This is a genomic window from Thermoproteus thermophilus (genome assembly GCF_055392855.1).
This window is the reverse complement of record NZ_AP042466.1, coordinates 1,216,661-1,228,964: the sequence shown is the minus strand read 5'-3', so window position 1 is coordinate 1,228,964 and position 12,304 is coordinate 1,216,661. Positions and strand designations below refer to the sequence as shown.

Here is a 12,304-nt window from a genome sequence, read left to right as displayed (position 1 = left end):
TACTCAGTTTTTTATTTATAAGCGAAGACGTAGTCGTGGATTTCGCCATTCCGGTGGGGAAGTTCCGGGAGTTGGAGGACGCGACGTTGATAGTAAGGCCTCAAGGGGCTCTCGCCGTAGGCCGAGGGCCTGGCGGCTACGACGAGATGCCCATCTCTCTAGACGAGGCGAGCCCCTACGTCTTGCCGTACGCGGAGGCCTACGACGAGTTCTTGAGGAGGGTGGCCGAGGCGCTCGGGGCCGGCTACGAGCCGCCGGATAGGTCGAATATAGGCAAATGGCTCGAGGCCCACGTGAGGGCCGTCGAGTCCTTGGGCGCCAAGTGGGCCAAAGTGGTGGACTCGGTGGGTCCCTTCGTCGTCAGAAGAGTCGTGGCCAAGGTCTACGTGCCCTATATGGGCTCGAGCTTAACGGCCACGTACATCGTTTACCCCTTCGAGAACGCCGTGGTGTCGGCCGACAACAAGGGCAAGACGATGGCCATAGGCAGCGTTGTCGTCGAGTGGGGCGGCGTGGCGGTCTACAAGGGCGGCCTCAGAACTCTGCCGGGCGCCTTGGTGTTGGCGCAGGCGGAGCCCAAGTTGGCCCCTCCGCTCGAGGCTTTCGCGAGGGCCTTATCCGAGCTCGTGGACAAAGTGCTGAGGCTTGCCGGACTCGGCGCGAAGGGATAGCCCTCGCCGCAAGCGATGAGCCGAGCGCCGCCTCGTGGCAGAACGCGGCCTTATTCGGCTAAACTCGCTGCGACAGGCGACATCGATTTTAATATAGGCTATTCCTCTTATCGTGTTAGTCCTCTCTAAGCCTTGGGTGGACTTGGAGAAGTACAAGCGCGATCGGCTGAAGGAGGCGTTGTACGAGGCCGAGCTCGCCGAGGAGTTCTTGAAGAACGGGTTGCTCAGAAACGCCGCCGGTAAGGCGTTCCAAGCAGTAAAGGCGTATTTGGCGGCCGTCGCCGCGGCTCAGAGAGATAAAGTGTTAGCAGCTTTTCCAGGCAAGCGCAGGCTGAGCCCCACTAGGGTCGTGGAGAGAGGGGATTGGATAATTGCAGTAATGCCGATGTCGAGAATGCGGGAGGTAGCCGCGATAGTCGGCGACAGAGAGCTTAGGCTGATGGTGGAGCTAGCCCTGGACCTACACGAATTTCAGTACAACGGCCACAAGGACGTAGAAGTGTCGAGATACGCCAACGAGGAGATGGCTGAGAGGGATATAAAGGATATTATCGCCTTTATTAGGGGGGCCGTCAAGACGTAGTCGATCCGGCGTGAGCTCCGACCTCCTCGAGAAGGCGCCAGAACGTCCAGGGCTTGCGTTGTTCCTCAAGGCCTCGGCGAATGGCCGTCGCGATCGGACAGACGCGCCGACTTGATCAAGTAGTAGCCCCAACCGGCGGGGCTCCAATGGGCTTCCGCCTCCACTATTTCGACTCTTCTGCCCCGAAAAAGAGGGCTCGTCGTGACGTAGGTCTCGAACTCGCCGCCTTCGCCCACGGGCGAGAAGCCGTATTTCCTGCTCAGCTCCAAGAGCGCCTCGGCCTCGCGAAGGCCTACCTTGACGCCGAGCCATCTACTATCGAGGCCCATGGCCATGACGGCGACCATGATGAACTCCTCGGCCGAGGCCTCCGCCAAGAGTAGCTCCGCTTGATCCCTCCCCCACAAGGGGGCCACGTGGACTAGGCCCAGCCTCTGGGCCAATTTATCCACCCGCTCTTTCTGATACCGCGAGGCCACGGCGCCGGTGACGACCCCCTCGGCTCCGCACTTCTTCTTGTATTCGGCCAAGGCCTCGCCGAGCTCCTCCACCTCCCTCTCCTTGACGCCGGACACCTCCACGAGGTAGTGGGGCACCCCCATGGCCTCGCCGTGGAGCAAGGCCCACCGGGCGTTCACGGCGTGGAACATATAGGAGTCGCTCCGCGCGGGAACTACCGTGATCAAGCACTTGACGTTATGGCCCTCTCTGAGCGCCTCCATCACGGCGAAGTGGCTGTCCTTGCCTCCCGTGTAGAGCGCCAGGAGGTCCACATGATAATTGACGTATAAAAATTGTGGGAAGCTATTTAACGAGGTCTGCCGACCGCTACGTGGAGTGCCCCTACTTCCTCGAGAAGAACCTAGCCGGTAGTTGTATGCCGAGGAGGCCCGACTTGGACGAATTCGTCGAGCTGGGCATAAGACACGTCGTGGCCCTCGCAGAGGATTGGGAGTTGAGGGAGTACGGCGGGTGGGAAGGCCCCGACGAGTACAGGACCGAGCTAGGGCTGAGGGGCATTAAGTTGTTGCATTGGCCCACGCCAGACGGGAGGCCTCCCAGCAATCTACAAGCCTTGGTGGAGATAATCGCGTCGTTGGTGAGGATCGGAGGCGTCTTGGTCCACTGCGTCGGCGGAATAGGCAGAACCCCCACAACTCTCGCCGCATATTTGATATACAAGGGCCTAGACGCCCACGAGGCCTTGAGGAGGGTGTCCGAGGTGGTCCCCTCTATTTCGATCAGCGAGGAGCAGTACTACGCGTTGCTAGAGCTGGAGGCCCAGCTAAGGCGCTGAGCGCGTTTCCAATATTTTTAGCCGACGGGATAATCCTTGTGGAGATCTACGTGGGGACCAGCGGCTGGGCGTATAGCTGGAACCCCGACGGCCTCCGCTGGTACGTGAGGAGCTCTGGCCTAAACGCGGTGGAGCTCAATGCGTCGTTCTACCGCCTCCCCGGCAGACGGCTAGTGGAGGCCTGGGCGCGCGAGGGGTCGTCGTTGCGTTGGGCCGTCAAGATACACAGATATATAACACACGTCAAGAGGCTTAAGGAGGATGCAGCCGACGTCTGGGTCAAGTTTCGCGACGTGTTAGCCCCATTGGACCCTTATGTGGACTTCTACTTGGCGCAGTTGCCGCCCAGCTTCGACAAAAAGCCCGCCAACGTGAATAGGTTGAGGAGGTTCGCGGAGATGGCCGGGCTGGGCCGAAGGCTAGCCGTGGAGTTCAGACACGAGAGCTGGTTCGACGAGAGGACCGTCGAGTTGTGCGAGGACCTCGGCATAACGGCCGTCTCCGTCGACGAGCCCGGGACTACGTGGATCGCGAAGATAAACGACATCGTCTACCTCAGACTACACGGAAGAACTGCTTGGTACGCCCACGACTACAGCCGCGAGGAGCTCGAGGAGCTGGCCGAGCGCGTCGTCGCGTTTAAGCCCGAGAAGGTCTACGTATTCTTCAACAACGACCACTGGATGTTGGACAACGCAAGACTGATGTTTGACTTGTTGAAAAAGCTTAAATAAGGAATTACACTCAGCGACATGGATTACATAAAGCTAGGTAAAACCGACATGAGGGTATCTAGGATCGGGCTAGGCGTCTGGCAGTTCGACGAATACGCCTGGGGTCCCATGGATTACGATAGGGCTAAGTCCATTGTGGCCAAGGCCTACGAGCTCGGCATAAACTTCTTCGACACGGCGGCGGTATACGGAAGGGGGAGGTCGGAGGAGTTCCTGGGCAGAGCCGTCAAGGAGCTGGGGCTTAGGGATCAAGTGCACATAGCCACGAAGATACCGGGCGATTGGCACAGAAGAGGCGACGTGTTCAAATCGGTCGAGAACCAGAGGAGGAGGCTGGGCGTAGACGCGATAGACCTCCTCCAGCTCCACTGGCCTGCTTGTTGGCATAATGTGCCCATCTGCGAGACCATGAAGGCGCTCGAGGAGCTCGTCGACAGGGGGCTCGTGAGGTATATAGGCGTCAGCAACTACCCGCCGCAGTTGTTGGAGGCCGGGAGGCAATGTCTCTCTAGGACCGATATAGTGACGAGCCAAAACCGCTACAACCTCTTGGAGAGGGAAGCGGACAAGGAGCTCTTGCCATATCTCAGAAAGAACGGCATTGTGCTGATAGCTTGGTCCCCGCTCGCCAAGGGCGCCGTCACGGGCAAGTACACCGCGGACAATTTACCTGCCTTCAACGACGTCAGGAGGAACGACCCGTTGTTCCAGCCCGAGAACTTAAGACTCGCCGAGCCGCTCATAGCGGAGGTGAAGAGGTTGGCGGCCAAGTACGGCAAAACGCCCGCCCAGATCGCCCTCAATTGGTTAATCAAAGACCCATTGATTTACCCGATACCGGGCGCCAAGACGCCCGAGCAAGTGGCGGAGAACGCAGGAGCTGTGGGGTGGTCCTTATCGGCGGAGGACTGGGCGAGCCTCGACAAGATAAGCAAGGAGGTGTCCGAGAAGATAAGCTACGTGACGTATTAGGCCTCGCTCGGCCTCAAGGCGTCACGGCTGCCAAGACGGCCTTGGCCGTGTGTAGCCTGTTCTCGGCTTGATCCCACACCACGGATCTAGGGCCGTCTATCACCTCGTCGGTTACCTCCATGCCCCTATGCGCCGGGAGGCAGTGCATGAAAAACGCTTGAGGCCCTGCGAGCTCCATGACGGCAGAGTTGACTTGGTAAGGCCTCAACAGTTTTTCCCGCTCCTCGGCCTCTTTCTCGAAGCCCATGGAGACCCAGACGTCCGTGTATACTACGTCTACGCCTTTTAACTCCTCCAGCGAGTCTGACTGGTAGACCCGCGCGCCGGTCTTGCCCGCGTCCTCGGCTAGTTTCGACAAGTCGTTACGCCAGAGTTGCCTAGGCCCTATGAGCCTGACCTCCCAGCCCAGCTTTGAGCCGATAACTACGAGGCTCGCGGCCACGTTGTTGCCCACGTCGCCCACAAACGCTACCTTGGCCCCCTCGAGCTTGCCCCTTTTCTCCCATATGGTCAACGCGTCCGCTAGCGACTGGAGCGGGTGGAACTTGTCCGAGAGGAGGTTCAACACGGGCACGTCGGCGTGTTGGGCCAGCTCCTCCAACGCCTCGTGTCTATACACCCTGGCCGCTATGACGTGGACGTAGCGCGAGAGGGTCCTCGCCGTGTCCGCGATGGTCTCGCCTCTGCCAAGCTGGAGCTCTTGAGGGCTCGCCACTATTACGTTCATGCCGAGCTGGTAGGCGGCGACCGACGTGGACACCCTGGTCCTTGTAGAGGGCTTCTCGAATACGAGCATTACCGTCTTGCCCAAGTGTATCGGCGTGTAGACCTCCCCTGCGTAATACCTGGCCTTGAACTCCTTCGATATCTCGAGCAACGCCTTGACCTCGTCGGGCTTGAACTCCATCAACGTGAGGACGTCCCTTCCCTTTAGCATGCGCAATATATAGCCCTAATTATTATATATTCCGGCCCGCGCGTGGATAAATTTATACAGATATTACAACGACGTGGAGATCGCCGTCTACGCCAAAAGGGGGCGGATGGCGCGGTTTGTACTCGACGTGGCCTTGAGGTTGGGCCTTCCGTATGTCTTGGACTTGAGGGGGCTCGAAATGGACATATCGCCTTACGTACACGCAGTGGAGCTAGACCTAGAGCTGGAGGCTCCGCCGTCCGCGCTCATCTTGCCGTTGTCTGATGATATATACAAGCCCGTGCTCGTAGCGGATCTGTTGAACGTAGACAAGATCTACTTGCCGCCGCCCCCCTCGGTCGAGGCCCTCGCCAAGGCGTATGAGGAGGCCGTCGGCTACGGCGTGGAGATCGCGTGGCTCTACGGCAACCCCCCTTTGGCGAGGCCCAACGACGTGGAGGCGATCGCCGAGTCGATACACCCCCGCGCCGCGAGGATCGCCTACGACGTGGTGGCCGCCAGGTCCAACAAGGAGATAATCAAGACCTTGGCTATGCTACAAGGCTATATCGCCTCTATGTTCCTCTCAAACAAGAAGGGCCGTCGAGGGCCGAGGTTGCCCCCCTTCGACGTGGAGGGCGTGATAAACTACTCAGACGTCGTGCAGGCGTCGTTGTTATTGCAATGGGACGGCGTCTACGTCTTGCGGATGGCGCCCCAATTCGCCGAGAGGTTGCCCGCCCAAGTGTCTGTTTTAAACGAAATAGCCGAGACGTTCAGAAACACAGGCGCCTCCAAGAAGGTGCAGAGAATGGTTGCCGAGGTGTTGGACGAGATCTTAGCCGGGAGCGGCTTGGAGTAGCGCGCTGGCGGCCTGCCTAGGCGCTTTACATCGCCGATTTGAGCTTCTCGAGGACTTCTTTAGCCACCTCTTCCCTTATCTCATCGCGCCCGTGCCAAGCCAAGGCGCCGCCCCACCGCGGTATGACGTGGACGTGGTAATGGAATATCATCTGTCCGGCCTCCCTACCGGCGTTGGTCACGATGTTGACGCCCTTGGCGCCCAGCCTCTTCCACACGCGCGCGAAGCGCGCGGCGACGAGGAACGTCTTAGCCACTAAGTCGTCCGGCGTCTCCACGACGCTCTCGTAATGGGCCTTGGGCACCACGAGGAGGTGGCCGTAAGAGGCCGGGTATTTGTCCAGTATTACGATGACGTCGTCGTCTTCGTAGACCCTCCAGGCAGGCGCCTCGCCCCTTGCTATTTTACAGAATACGCAGTCCATATCCGCCGGAAAAACACTCTTCATAAGCTTTATCTCACGCTCCAACATGGTGCTCTATTTCGAGGACTTCCAGCCCGGGGCCAAGCTGGAGTCGCCAGGCGTGACTATAACCGAGGCCCACGTCGTCTTCTTCGCGGGGCTCACGGGCGATTTCAACCCGCTCCACCTCGACGAAGAGCACGCAAGGCGCACCATATTCGGCGGCAGGATCGCCCACGGACTCTTGACGCTGTCGTTGGCCGTAGGCCTCTTTGCGCCGAACGTGTACGGCAGCGCCATCGCGTTGCTCGAGGCGTTCGCGCGTTTTCTACGGCCGGTGAGGGTAGGGGATACCATAAGGGTCCTCACGGAGGTCCTCGACAAGAAGCCCTCGGAAAAATACGCGGGGGGCGTAGTCCACTTGAGGCACGAGGTCAAGAACCAAAAAGGCGACGTGGTGGCGGTTGCCGAGACCAAGATCCTCGTGGCCAAGAGGCCGTGACGAGGCTCTATTTAGTGGGCCTCGGCCTATCGCCGAGCTTTCTCACCGAGGCGGCGAAAGAGGCCGTCAAGAGCTCGCAGTGCGTCTTCATCGACGTTTATACTAGCTATTTCGACCCGGCGGCATTAGGCGTAGAGGCAAAGCCGCTTGACAGGCGGGAGCTCGAGGACAGGGGAGGCGCGGCCATAGAGGAGTGTTTGAGGGCCGGGAAGGACGCGGCGTTGTTGGTGCCCGGCGACCCCCTAGCGGCCACGGCCCACGCAGCTTTAGTGGCCTCTTTCAGGAGGAAGGGATACGAGGTCATCGTGGTGCCGGGGGTCTCGGCCATATGCGCCGCCATGTCCGCCGCATGCCTCTCTATCTATAAGCTCGGCGGCGTGGCGACCGTGACGTATCCGAGAATGGGCGTCTACTCGGCGAGGCCCTACGAGCTAGCCGAGCAGAACTTGGCCAGAGGACTCCACACGCTCCTCTTGTTAGACGTGAAAGACGACGGGGGCTTTATGCAGCCCTCGGACGCTGCGACGGTGCTCATGGAGCTGGAGAGGAGGTTCGGCAAGGGGGTATTCGTCGGGGAGAGACGGGTCGTGGTGGCCTATAGGCTGGGATGGCCGGGCGGCGGAGTAGCCGTCGGCGCGTTGGAGGAGGTCGCCCGGTCGAGGCTACCGGCGCCCGCCGTGTTGATAGTGCCGGGCGAGCTGAACCCTGTTGAGCGAGAGTGCCTATCTACTCTGCCCGATGTAGGTAAACTTTTAACTTGAGGGCGGCGGCTTGTCATGATCAGATCGCCCATAGCCGTCGTCGTGGGCCACGTGGACGTCGGCAAGACCCTCCTCTTGGACAAAATTAGAGGAACAGCGGTCGCCTATAGAGAGCCGGGGATGATCACGCAACACATAGGCATGTCCTTCGTGCCCTGGGCAGCCGTGGAGAAATTCGCCGGCCCTCTCGTGGACAAGATGAGGCTGAGGGGCAAGATCTGGATCCCGGGTTTTCTCTTCATAGACACCCCGGGCCACGCCGCCTTTTCGAACCTCAGAAAGAGGGGCGGATCCATAGCGGACGTGGCTATATTGGTCGTTGACATCACGTCGGGGCTCGAGGAGCAAGGCGTTGAGTCGCTCAACTTGATAAAGGCTAGGGGGGTCCCCTTCGTCATAGCGGCCAACAAGCTGGACAGAATATACGGATGGCAGTCCGAGGAGAACCGGCCGTTCTTATTCGCGGTAGAGAAGCAGGAATGGCATGCCGTGGCTAACCTGGAGGAGCAAATAGGTAAATTGATAGACCAGTTGTCGAGGCTTGGCTTCGAGGCGGATCGGTACGATAGGGTCAGGGACTTCGCGACTCAAGTGCCCATAGTCCCCACCAGCGCCGTCACGGGCGAGGGCGTAGCAGACCTCCTCCTAGTCCTGGCGGGGGTCTCGCAACGCTTCGTCTCGAAGGAGAAGCTGACGGTCCACGACGGGCCCGCGAGGGGCGTAGTCATGGAGGTCAAGGAGGAGAGGGGGCTCGGCACGGTGATCGACGCCATAATCTACGACGGCGTTTTGAGGAGGGGCGACTTGATAGTCACCGCAGGCCTCAGAGGGCCCATATCGGCCAAGGTGAAGATGCTAGTGGTGCCGAAACCTCTCGACGAGATGAGGGACCCCGAAGACCGCTACAAGGCCGTGGACGAAGTGAAAGCGGCCGCAGGCGTGAGGATAGTCGGGGACGGCCTAGAGGAGGCGGTCCCGGGCGCGCCTCTGTTAGTCGCGTCCGGGTCGTTGGATGAGGCGCTTAGATCGGTCGGCGAGGAAATAGCGACGGTGAGGATAGAATCGGACAAAGAGGGCGTGGTGGCCAAGGCCGATACCTTCGGCACTCTGGAGAGCATGGTCTTGTTCCTCAAGCAGATGAACATACCGGTAAGGAGAGCCGACGTCGGCCCACCGAGCCATAAGGACGTGGTCGAGGCGCTCCTCTCCAAGAGGAAGGACCCGGCCTACGGCGTTATCTTAGCCTTCAACGTCAAGGTGCCCCCCGACGTGGAGAGGGAGGCCCAGTCCAACAACGTTAAGATCATTAAGGGCGAGATATTGTACAAAGTAGTGGACGAGTACGTGAAGTGGTCGAGCGAGCTCAAGGCGAAAGCCCTCGAGGCCGCGTTGTCGCAGCTCGTGAGGCCCGGGATCATACAATTGCTCCCCGGCTACGTCTTCAGGAGAAGGGACCCCGTCATAGTCGGCGTGAGGGTGGTCAAGGGCACCATAAAGCCCGGCTACGTCTTAGTTAGGCAAGATGGAAGGGAGGTGGGGAGGATTATGCAAATCCAAGAACACGGATCGCCGAAACAAGAGGCCAAGGTAGGCGACGAGGTGGCTATATCGATACAAGGCGACGTCATGGTCGGGCGGCAGATAAAAGAGGGGGACGTCTTGTACGTCCACATCCCCGAGGACCACTTCAAGCAGTGGCTGCTCCAATACAAGACTTACCTCAGAGGCGACGAGAGGGAGGCGCTGGAGGAGTACGCCCAAATCAAGAAAAATTGGCGAAAATAGTTTAGACAAGATATAAAAACTCGACCCAGTAGAGGCATGATCGCGGATTTAATCTACGGAGCGGCGCTCCTGGTCTGGATCTTGTTCTTGTCCTACTACATAACTAGGAAGCTCTACGAGCGCTGGGTCTCGGGAGGCATGGCGCCGACGCGCGCCGTGTATTTCAACCGCAAGATAATACACATCCTCGCCGGGGGCCTCGCCGCCGTGTTATTGCCGTTTTTCTCGTCCTGGATCGTGCCGGTGGCCATGGCACTCCTCTTGAGCCTCTTCTTGTACATACCGAGGAGGGCGGGGCATCTAATGTACTGGTTCCAAGCGCCCGACAACGCCTATGAGATACACTTCACGTTGTCCTGGGCCTTCGTGATATTCGTATCTTGGGCGCTCCTAGGTATGCTGAACGTCGGGATCGCGTCAGTGCTCTTCATGGCATTCGGCGACGCCGCCACGGGCATCGTCAGGAATGCGTTGTTCGGCAAGAGGACTAAATCTTGGTGGGGCAATTTGGCCATGGCGCTAGTCTCTATCCCCATCGGATACGCCTACGTCGGGCCTCTGGGGGCATTGGCCGGTGCTGTGGCCAGCGTCGTGGAGCACTTCGAGTGGCCGCCTATAGACGACAACGTGACTGTGCCTTTGACTTCCTTCCTTATAATGGCCTCGCCTAGGCTTGTTGCTCTGCTGTTTGCTGTCCCGTGAGCTTCGCGAGCTCCTTAGCGCCGAGCGCGATGACAGGCGGCCCTTTATACCCCTCGGGGTAGACCAAGACGGTGTTGATCTGGACTATCTGGTCCGAGATGACGTTGCCCCTCACTAGTTTCTTCCTCCTCTCGCCCCTCCTCTTAGGCCTATAGCCCGGTCTGCCTGCCAGCATTGCGTATTTCTTCCCCTGCCCCGGCACGCTTGGGACCATGGGCGCGCCCTCGATCCCGCTACCTCCCGTGATCCTCAACTTGGCGCCTTGAGGCGCCTTGAGGTCGGGGAGGATCGACGCGTCTATCGTATCCCCTATCCTCAAGCCGATGAACCTCTGGGCCAGCGGGTCCTTGACCTCGTACTGCACGGCCTTTCCGCTCAACGGGTCGGACACCACGACCTTGAACGTGGGCACAACGCGCCTGTGTCAACGATATAAATAGTTTACGGCCGGCGAGTTGGGAGCTATTTAATTATGGACTTGGCTATTATCAAAGTAGTCGTGTTCCTGATCTTGGGCATCCTCCTGATTTTATCCGAGACGATCCTACGCAGATTCTCGGTGGTATCGGTGCTGATCCTCACAACCACGTCGTAGGGCCCATAGACTATCATAGCCTCCTTAACCTCGGGCATCTTGGCCAAGGCCTCAAGGACTTCGTCCTCGGCGCCTATGTCCGTATTTATGAAAACAAATGCCTCGACCATATATCGCACTGCGCCCGGGTTTTTAAGCATAACGCAACGGAGGTCCAGGCGCCTCGTCCAAGGCGTAATGCCACGTGGAAGACGACAGCGTCCCCTCGCAAGCCGACGCGTCGGCGCTAGACGAGCAAGGCGATGAAGAAGAACGTGAGCAACGGGCTACTTGACTTGAAAAGGCGCCAGAACGACCTCTCGTCCCTTTCGCGCAGAGCCAATAGGCCTAAGTATATGGAGACCGCCGCGGCGGGCGCCATGACAGCAACGCCGAGGAGGCCCTTGTAGGCATAGGCTAAAGCCCACATATACACAGCGGACCCCACATCCAAAATCGAGATCAAGGCCACCGACTTGTCCTCGGGCAGTATGGCCGTGAGCATGGGCACATTAGCCTCTCTGTATTCATCACGATAGACATATGCCAAGGACCATATATGGGCCGGTATCCATATGTAGATAGCCATGGAGTCCAGAATCGCCTCCAACGTGAGCGGCTTGGCCGCGAGCCAGCCCGAAAGAAATGCGGCATTTCCGGCAAATCCGCCCCACAATATATTCGACCAATGGCGCCTCTTCAAGAAAATTGTGTACACAACAGCGTAGAAGAGCCAGCCGGCGACCACCGCCGCGGTGGCGGCGGGGCCTAGCCAAAGCCACGATGCGAGGAACCCCGCTGCCGACAAAGCCAACGAATACGCGAGGGCGGCGCCCGGCCTTATTCTGCCGCGCGGGATCGGCCTAGAGGACGTCCTGTCCATCCTCGAGTCTATATCGCGCTCCCAGTACTGGTTGAAGGCGGCCGATCCGCCTGTGGCGAGGAGCCCTACTATTACCAACTCGGCCAGAGTCGCCCACGATATTTGGGGCATGGCCGCGTAGGCATAGCCCACGGCCGAGGCCAATATGAGCAACCAGATGACCTTGGGCTTTATCAATATAAAGTAATCCCTAACTACGTCGAGCTCCGGCCGCCTCCAAGACATCGCCTTAAATCGGATAAGAAAAATTAAGTTTTACTTCGCGGCCGCAGCCGCCTCGGTGGCGGCCGCTCATATGGCCCCGATCGGGGCTCAACATATCCATCGCCCCTACTTAAATCAATAAAAGCTTTCGATGTACTGGGCCCAGAGCTCGAGGTCCTTGAGGTCGATGGGCTCTGAGCCCGCGCCCGACCTCACATACGCCTCGGTGAACTCCACCAGATCGCCCCTCCTCACCCCCCTCAACAATATCTGCCTGCCCTCGCCGCCCTCGCCCACGCCCGCTGCCTCCTCCATCGAGGGCGTGTTGAAGACGAGCTCGACCCTATCGCCTATTTCGACCATAGTATAGCCGGTCGCCGATTCTACGAATCTCCTCAGTTTGTCGTATGAAATCAGCACAAAAGCCGTAGGATATAGATATAAATATATTAGCT

The 12,304-nt window shown here is 59.0% G+C and carries 17 protein-coding genes; 10 read left to right on the top strand and 7 right to left on the bottom strand.

Annotated elements, in window-relative coordinates:
* Positions 1-35 precede the first annotated feature (35 nt).
* Together ACZ5PA_RS07240 and ACZ5PA_RS07235 are read left to right on the top strand one after the other, a co-directional pair.
* A complete protein-coding gene (locus tag ACZ5PA_RS07240) occupies positions 36-671 on the top strand; it encodes a hypothetical protein (RefSeq protein WP_464929674.1) in 636 nt (211 codons plus the stop codon).
* Positions 672-783: 112 nt separating this feature from the next.
* Positions 784-1,254, top strand: a complete 471-nt coding sequence (locus ACZ5PA_RS07235; RefSeq protein ID WP_464929673.1) for a PaREP1 family protein — start codon at positions 784-786, stop codon at positions 1,252-1,254.
* A gap of 65 nt (positions 1,255-1,319) precedes the next feature.
* Here ACZ5PA_RS07235 and ACZ5PA_RS07230 read toward each other — a convergent pair whose 3' ends face one another.
* Positions 1,320-2,027, bottom strand: coding sequence for a diphthine--ammonia ligase (locus ACZ5PA_RS07230; RefSeq protein ID WP_464929672.1), 708 nt, complete (start codon positions 2,025-2,027; stop codon positions 1,320-1,322).
* A gap of 59 nt (positions 2,028-2,086) precedes the next feature.
* On the opposite strand from ACZ5PA_RS07230, the gene ACZ5PA_RS07225 reads away from it, so the two are divergent.
* Genes ACZ5PA_RS07225 through ACZ5PA_RS07215 form a run of 3 tightly spaced genes read left to right on the top strand, consistent with a single transcriptional unit; the run spans position 2,087 to position 4,257 of the window.
* Complete coding sequence (locus ACZ5PA_RS07225) at positions 2,087-2,551, top strand: protein-tyrosine phosphatase family protein (RefSeq protein WP_464929671.1); 465 nt, start codon at positions 2,087-2,089, stop codon at positions 2,549-2,551.
* A 38-nt stretch (positions 2,552-2,589) separates the two neighbouring features.
* A complete protein-coding gene (locus ACZ5PA_RS07220; protein WP_464929670.1) occupies positions 2,590-3,285 on the top strand; it encodes a DUF72 domain-containing protein in 696 nt (231 codons plus the stop codon).
* An 18-nt stretch (positions 3,286-3,303) separates the two neighbouring features.
* Entirely contained in the window at positions 3,304-4,257 is a 954-nt protein-coding gene (locus ACZ5PA_RS07215; RefSeq protein ID WP_464929669.1) for an aldo/keto reductase, read from the top strand.
* A gap of 13 nt (positions 4,258-4,270) precedes the next feature.
* On the opposite strand, the gene argF is transcribed toward ACZ5PA_RS07215, so the two are convergent.
* A complete protein-coding gene (gene argF / locus ACZ5PA_RS07210; RefSeq protein ID WP_464929668.1) occupies positions 4,271-5,194 on the bottom strand; it encodes an ornithine carbamoyltransferase in 924 nt (307 codons plus the stop codon).
* A gap of 73 nt (positions 5,195-5,267) precedes the next feature.
* Between argF and ACZ5PA_RS07205 the strand changes: the two genes are divergently transcribed.
* On the top strand, positions 5,268-6,035 hold the full coding sequence (locus tag ACZ5PA_RS07205) for a hypothetical protein (protein WP_464929667.1): 768 nt from the start codon (positions 5,268-5,270) through the stop codon (positions 6,033-6,035).
* Between the two features lie 25 nt (positions 6,036-6,060).
* Here the strand turns inward: ACZ5PA_RS07205 and ACZ5PA_RS07200 are convergent, their stop codons facing one another.
* Entirely contained in the window at positions 6,061-6,459 is a 399-nt protein-coding gene (locus ACZ5PA_RS07200; RefSeq protein WP_464929666.1) for an HIT family protein, read from the bottom strand.
* Between the two features lie 46 nt (positions 6,460-6,505).
* Here ACZ5PA_RS07200 and ACZ5PA_RS07195 point away from each other — a divergent pair, with 46 nt between their 5' ends.
* Genes ACZ5PA_RS07195 through ACZ5PA_RS07180 form a run of 4 tightly spaced genes read left to right on the top strand, consistent with a single transcriptional unit; the run spans position 6,506 to position 10,188 of the window.
* Entirely contained in the window at positions 6,506-6,940 is a 435-nt protein-coding gene (locus ACZ5PA_RS07195; RefSeq protein ID WP_464929665.1) for a MaoC family dehydratase, read from the top strand.
* Positions 6,937-7,701 carry a diphthine synthase gene (gene dph5, locus ACZ5PA_RS07190; protein WP_464929664.1) on the top strand — a complete coding sequence of 255 codons (765 nt, stop codon included), beginning with the start codon at positions 6,937-6,939 and terminating at the stop codon, positions 7,699-7,701. The genes ACZ5PA_RS07195 and dph5 overlap by 4 nt, the downstream gene beginning before the upstream one ends.
* 15 nt (positions 7,702-7,716) lie before the next feature.
* Entirely contained in the window at positions 7,717-9,486 is a 1,770-nt protein-coding gene (gene infB, locus ACZ5PA_RS07185) for a translation initiation factor IF-2 (protein ID WP_464929663.1), read from the top strand.
* Between the two features lie 36 nt (positions 9,487-9,522).
* On the top strand, positions 9,523-10,188 hold the full coding sequence (locus ACZ5PA_RS07180) for a dolichol kinase (protein WP_464929662.1): 666 nt from the start codon (positions 9,523-9,525) through the stop codon (positions 10,186-10,188).
* Here ACZ5PA_RS07180 and ACZ5PA_RS07175 read toward each other — a convergent pair.
* The 4 genes from ACZ5PA_RS07175 to ACZ5PA_RS07160 all read right to left on the bottom strand — a co-directional run bounded on the left by ACZ5PA_RS07175 (position 10,154) and on the right by ACZ5PA_RS07160 (position 12,269).
* Positions 10,154-10,600, bottom strand: a complete 447-nt coding sequence (locus ACZ5PA_RS07175) for a 30S ribosomal protein S6e (protein ID WP_464929661.1) — start codon at positions 10,598-10,600, stop codon at positions 10,154-10,156. The genes ACZ5PA_RS07180 and ACZ5PA_RS07175 overlap by 35 nt on opposite strands.
* Before the next feature lie 50 nt (positions 10,601-10,650).
* A complete protein-coding gene (locus ACZ5PA_RS07170; RefSeq protein WP_464929660.1) occupies positions 10,651-10,893 on the bottom strand; it encodes an Lrp/AsnC family transcriptional regulator in 243 nt (80 codons plus the stop codon).
* A gap of 116 nt (positions 10,894-11,009) precedes the next feature.
* The gene (cyoE, locus tag ACZ5PA_RS07165; protein ID WP_464929659.1) at positions 11,010-11,870 is read right to left on the bottom strand and encodes a heme o synthase; all 861 of its coding nucleotides are present in this window, start codon (positions 11,868-11,870) and stop codon (positions 11,010-11,012) included.
* A 114-nt stretch (positions 11,871-11,984) separates the two neighbouring features.
* Positions 11,985-12,269, bottom strand: coding sequence for a hypothetical protein (locus ACZ5PA_RS07160; protein ID WP_464929658.1), 285 nt, complete (start codon positions 12,267-12,269; stop codon positions 11,985-11,987).
* Between the last annotated feature and the right edge of the window lie 35 nt (positions 12,270-12,304).

Excerpts from the sequence above, each read along its gene's own strand:
- ACZ5PA_RS07215 (WP_464929669.1), top strand. The coding sequence starts at position 3,304 with ATGGATTACATAAAGCTAGGTAAAACCGACATGAGGGTATCTAGGATC.
- ACZ5PA_RS07195 (WP_464929665.1), top strand. The coding sequence starts at position 6,506 with ATGGTGCTCTATTTCGAGGACTTCCAGCCCGGGGCCAAGCTGGAGTCG.
- ACZ5PA_RS07180 (WP_464929662.1), top strand. The coding sequence starts at position 9,523 with ATGATCGCGGATTTAATCTACGGAGCGGCGCTCCTGGTCTGGATCTTG.
- cyoE (WP_464929659.1), bottom strand. The coding sequence starts at position 11,870 with ATGTCTTGGAGGCGGCCGGAGCTCGACGTAGTTAGGGATTACTTTATA.
- infB (WP_464929663.1), top strand. The coding sequence starts at position 7,717 with ATGATCAGATCGCCCATAGCCGTCGTCGTGGGCCACGTGGACGTCGGC.
- ACZ5PA_RS07200 (WP_464929666.1), bottom strand. The coding sequence starts at position 6,459 with ATGGACTGCGTATTCTGTAAAATAGCAAGGGGCGAGGCGCCTGCCTGG.
- ACZ5PA_RS07170 (WP_464929660.1), bottom strand. The coding sequence starts at position 10,893 with ATGGTCGAGGCATTTGTTTTCATAAATACGGACATAGGCGCCGAGGAC.
- argF (WP_464929668.1), bottom strand. The coding sequence starts at position 5,194 with ATGCTAAAGGGAAGGGACGTCCTCACGTTGATGGAGTTCAAGCCCGAC.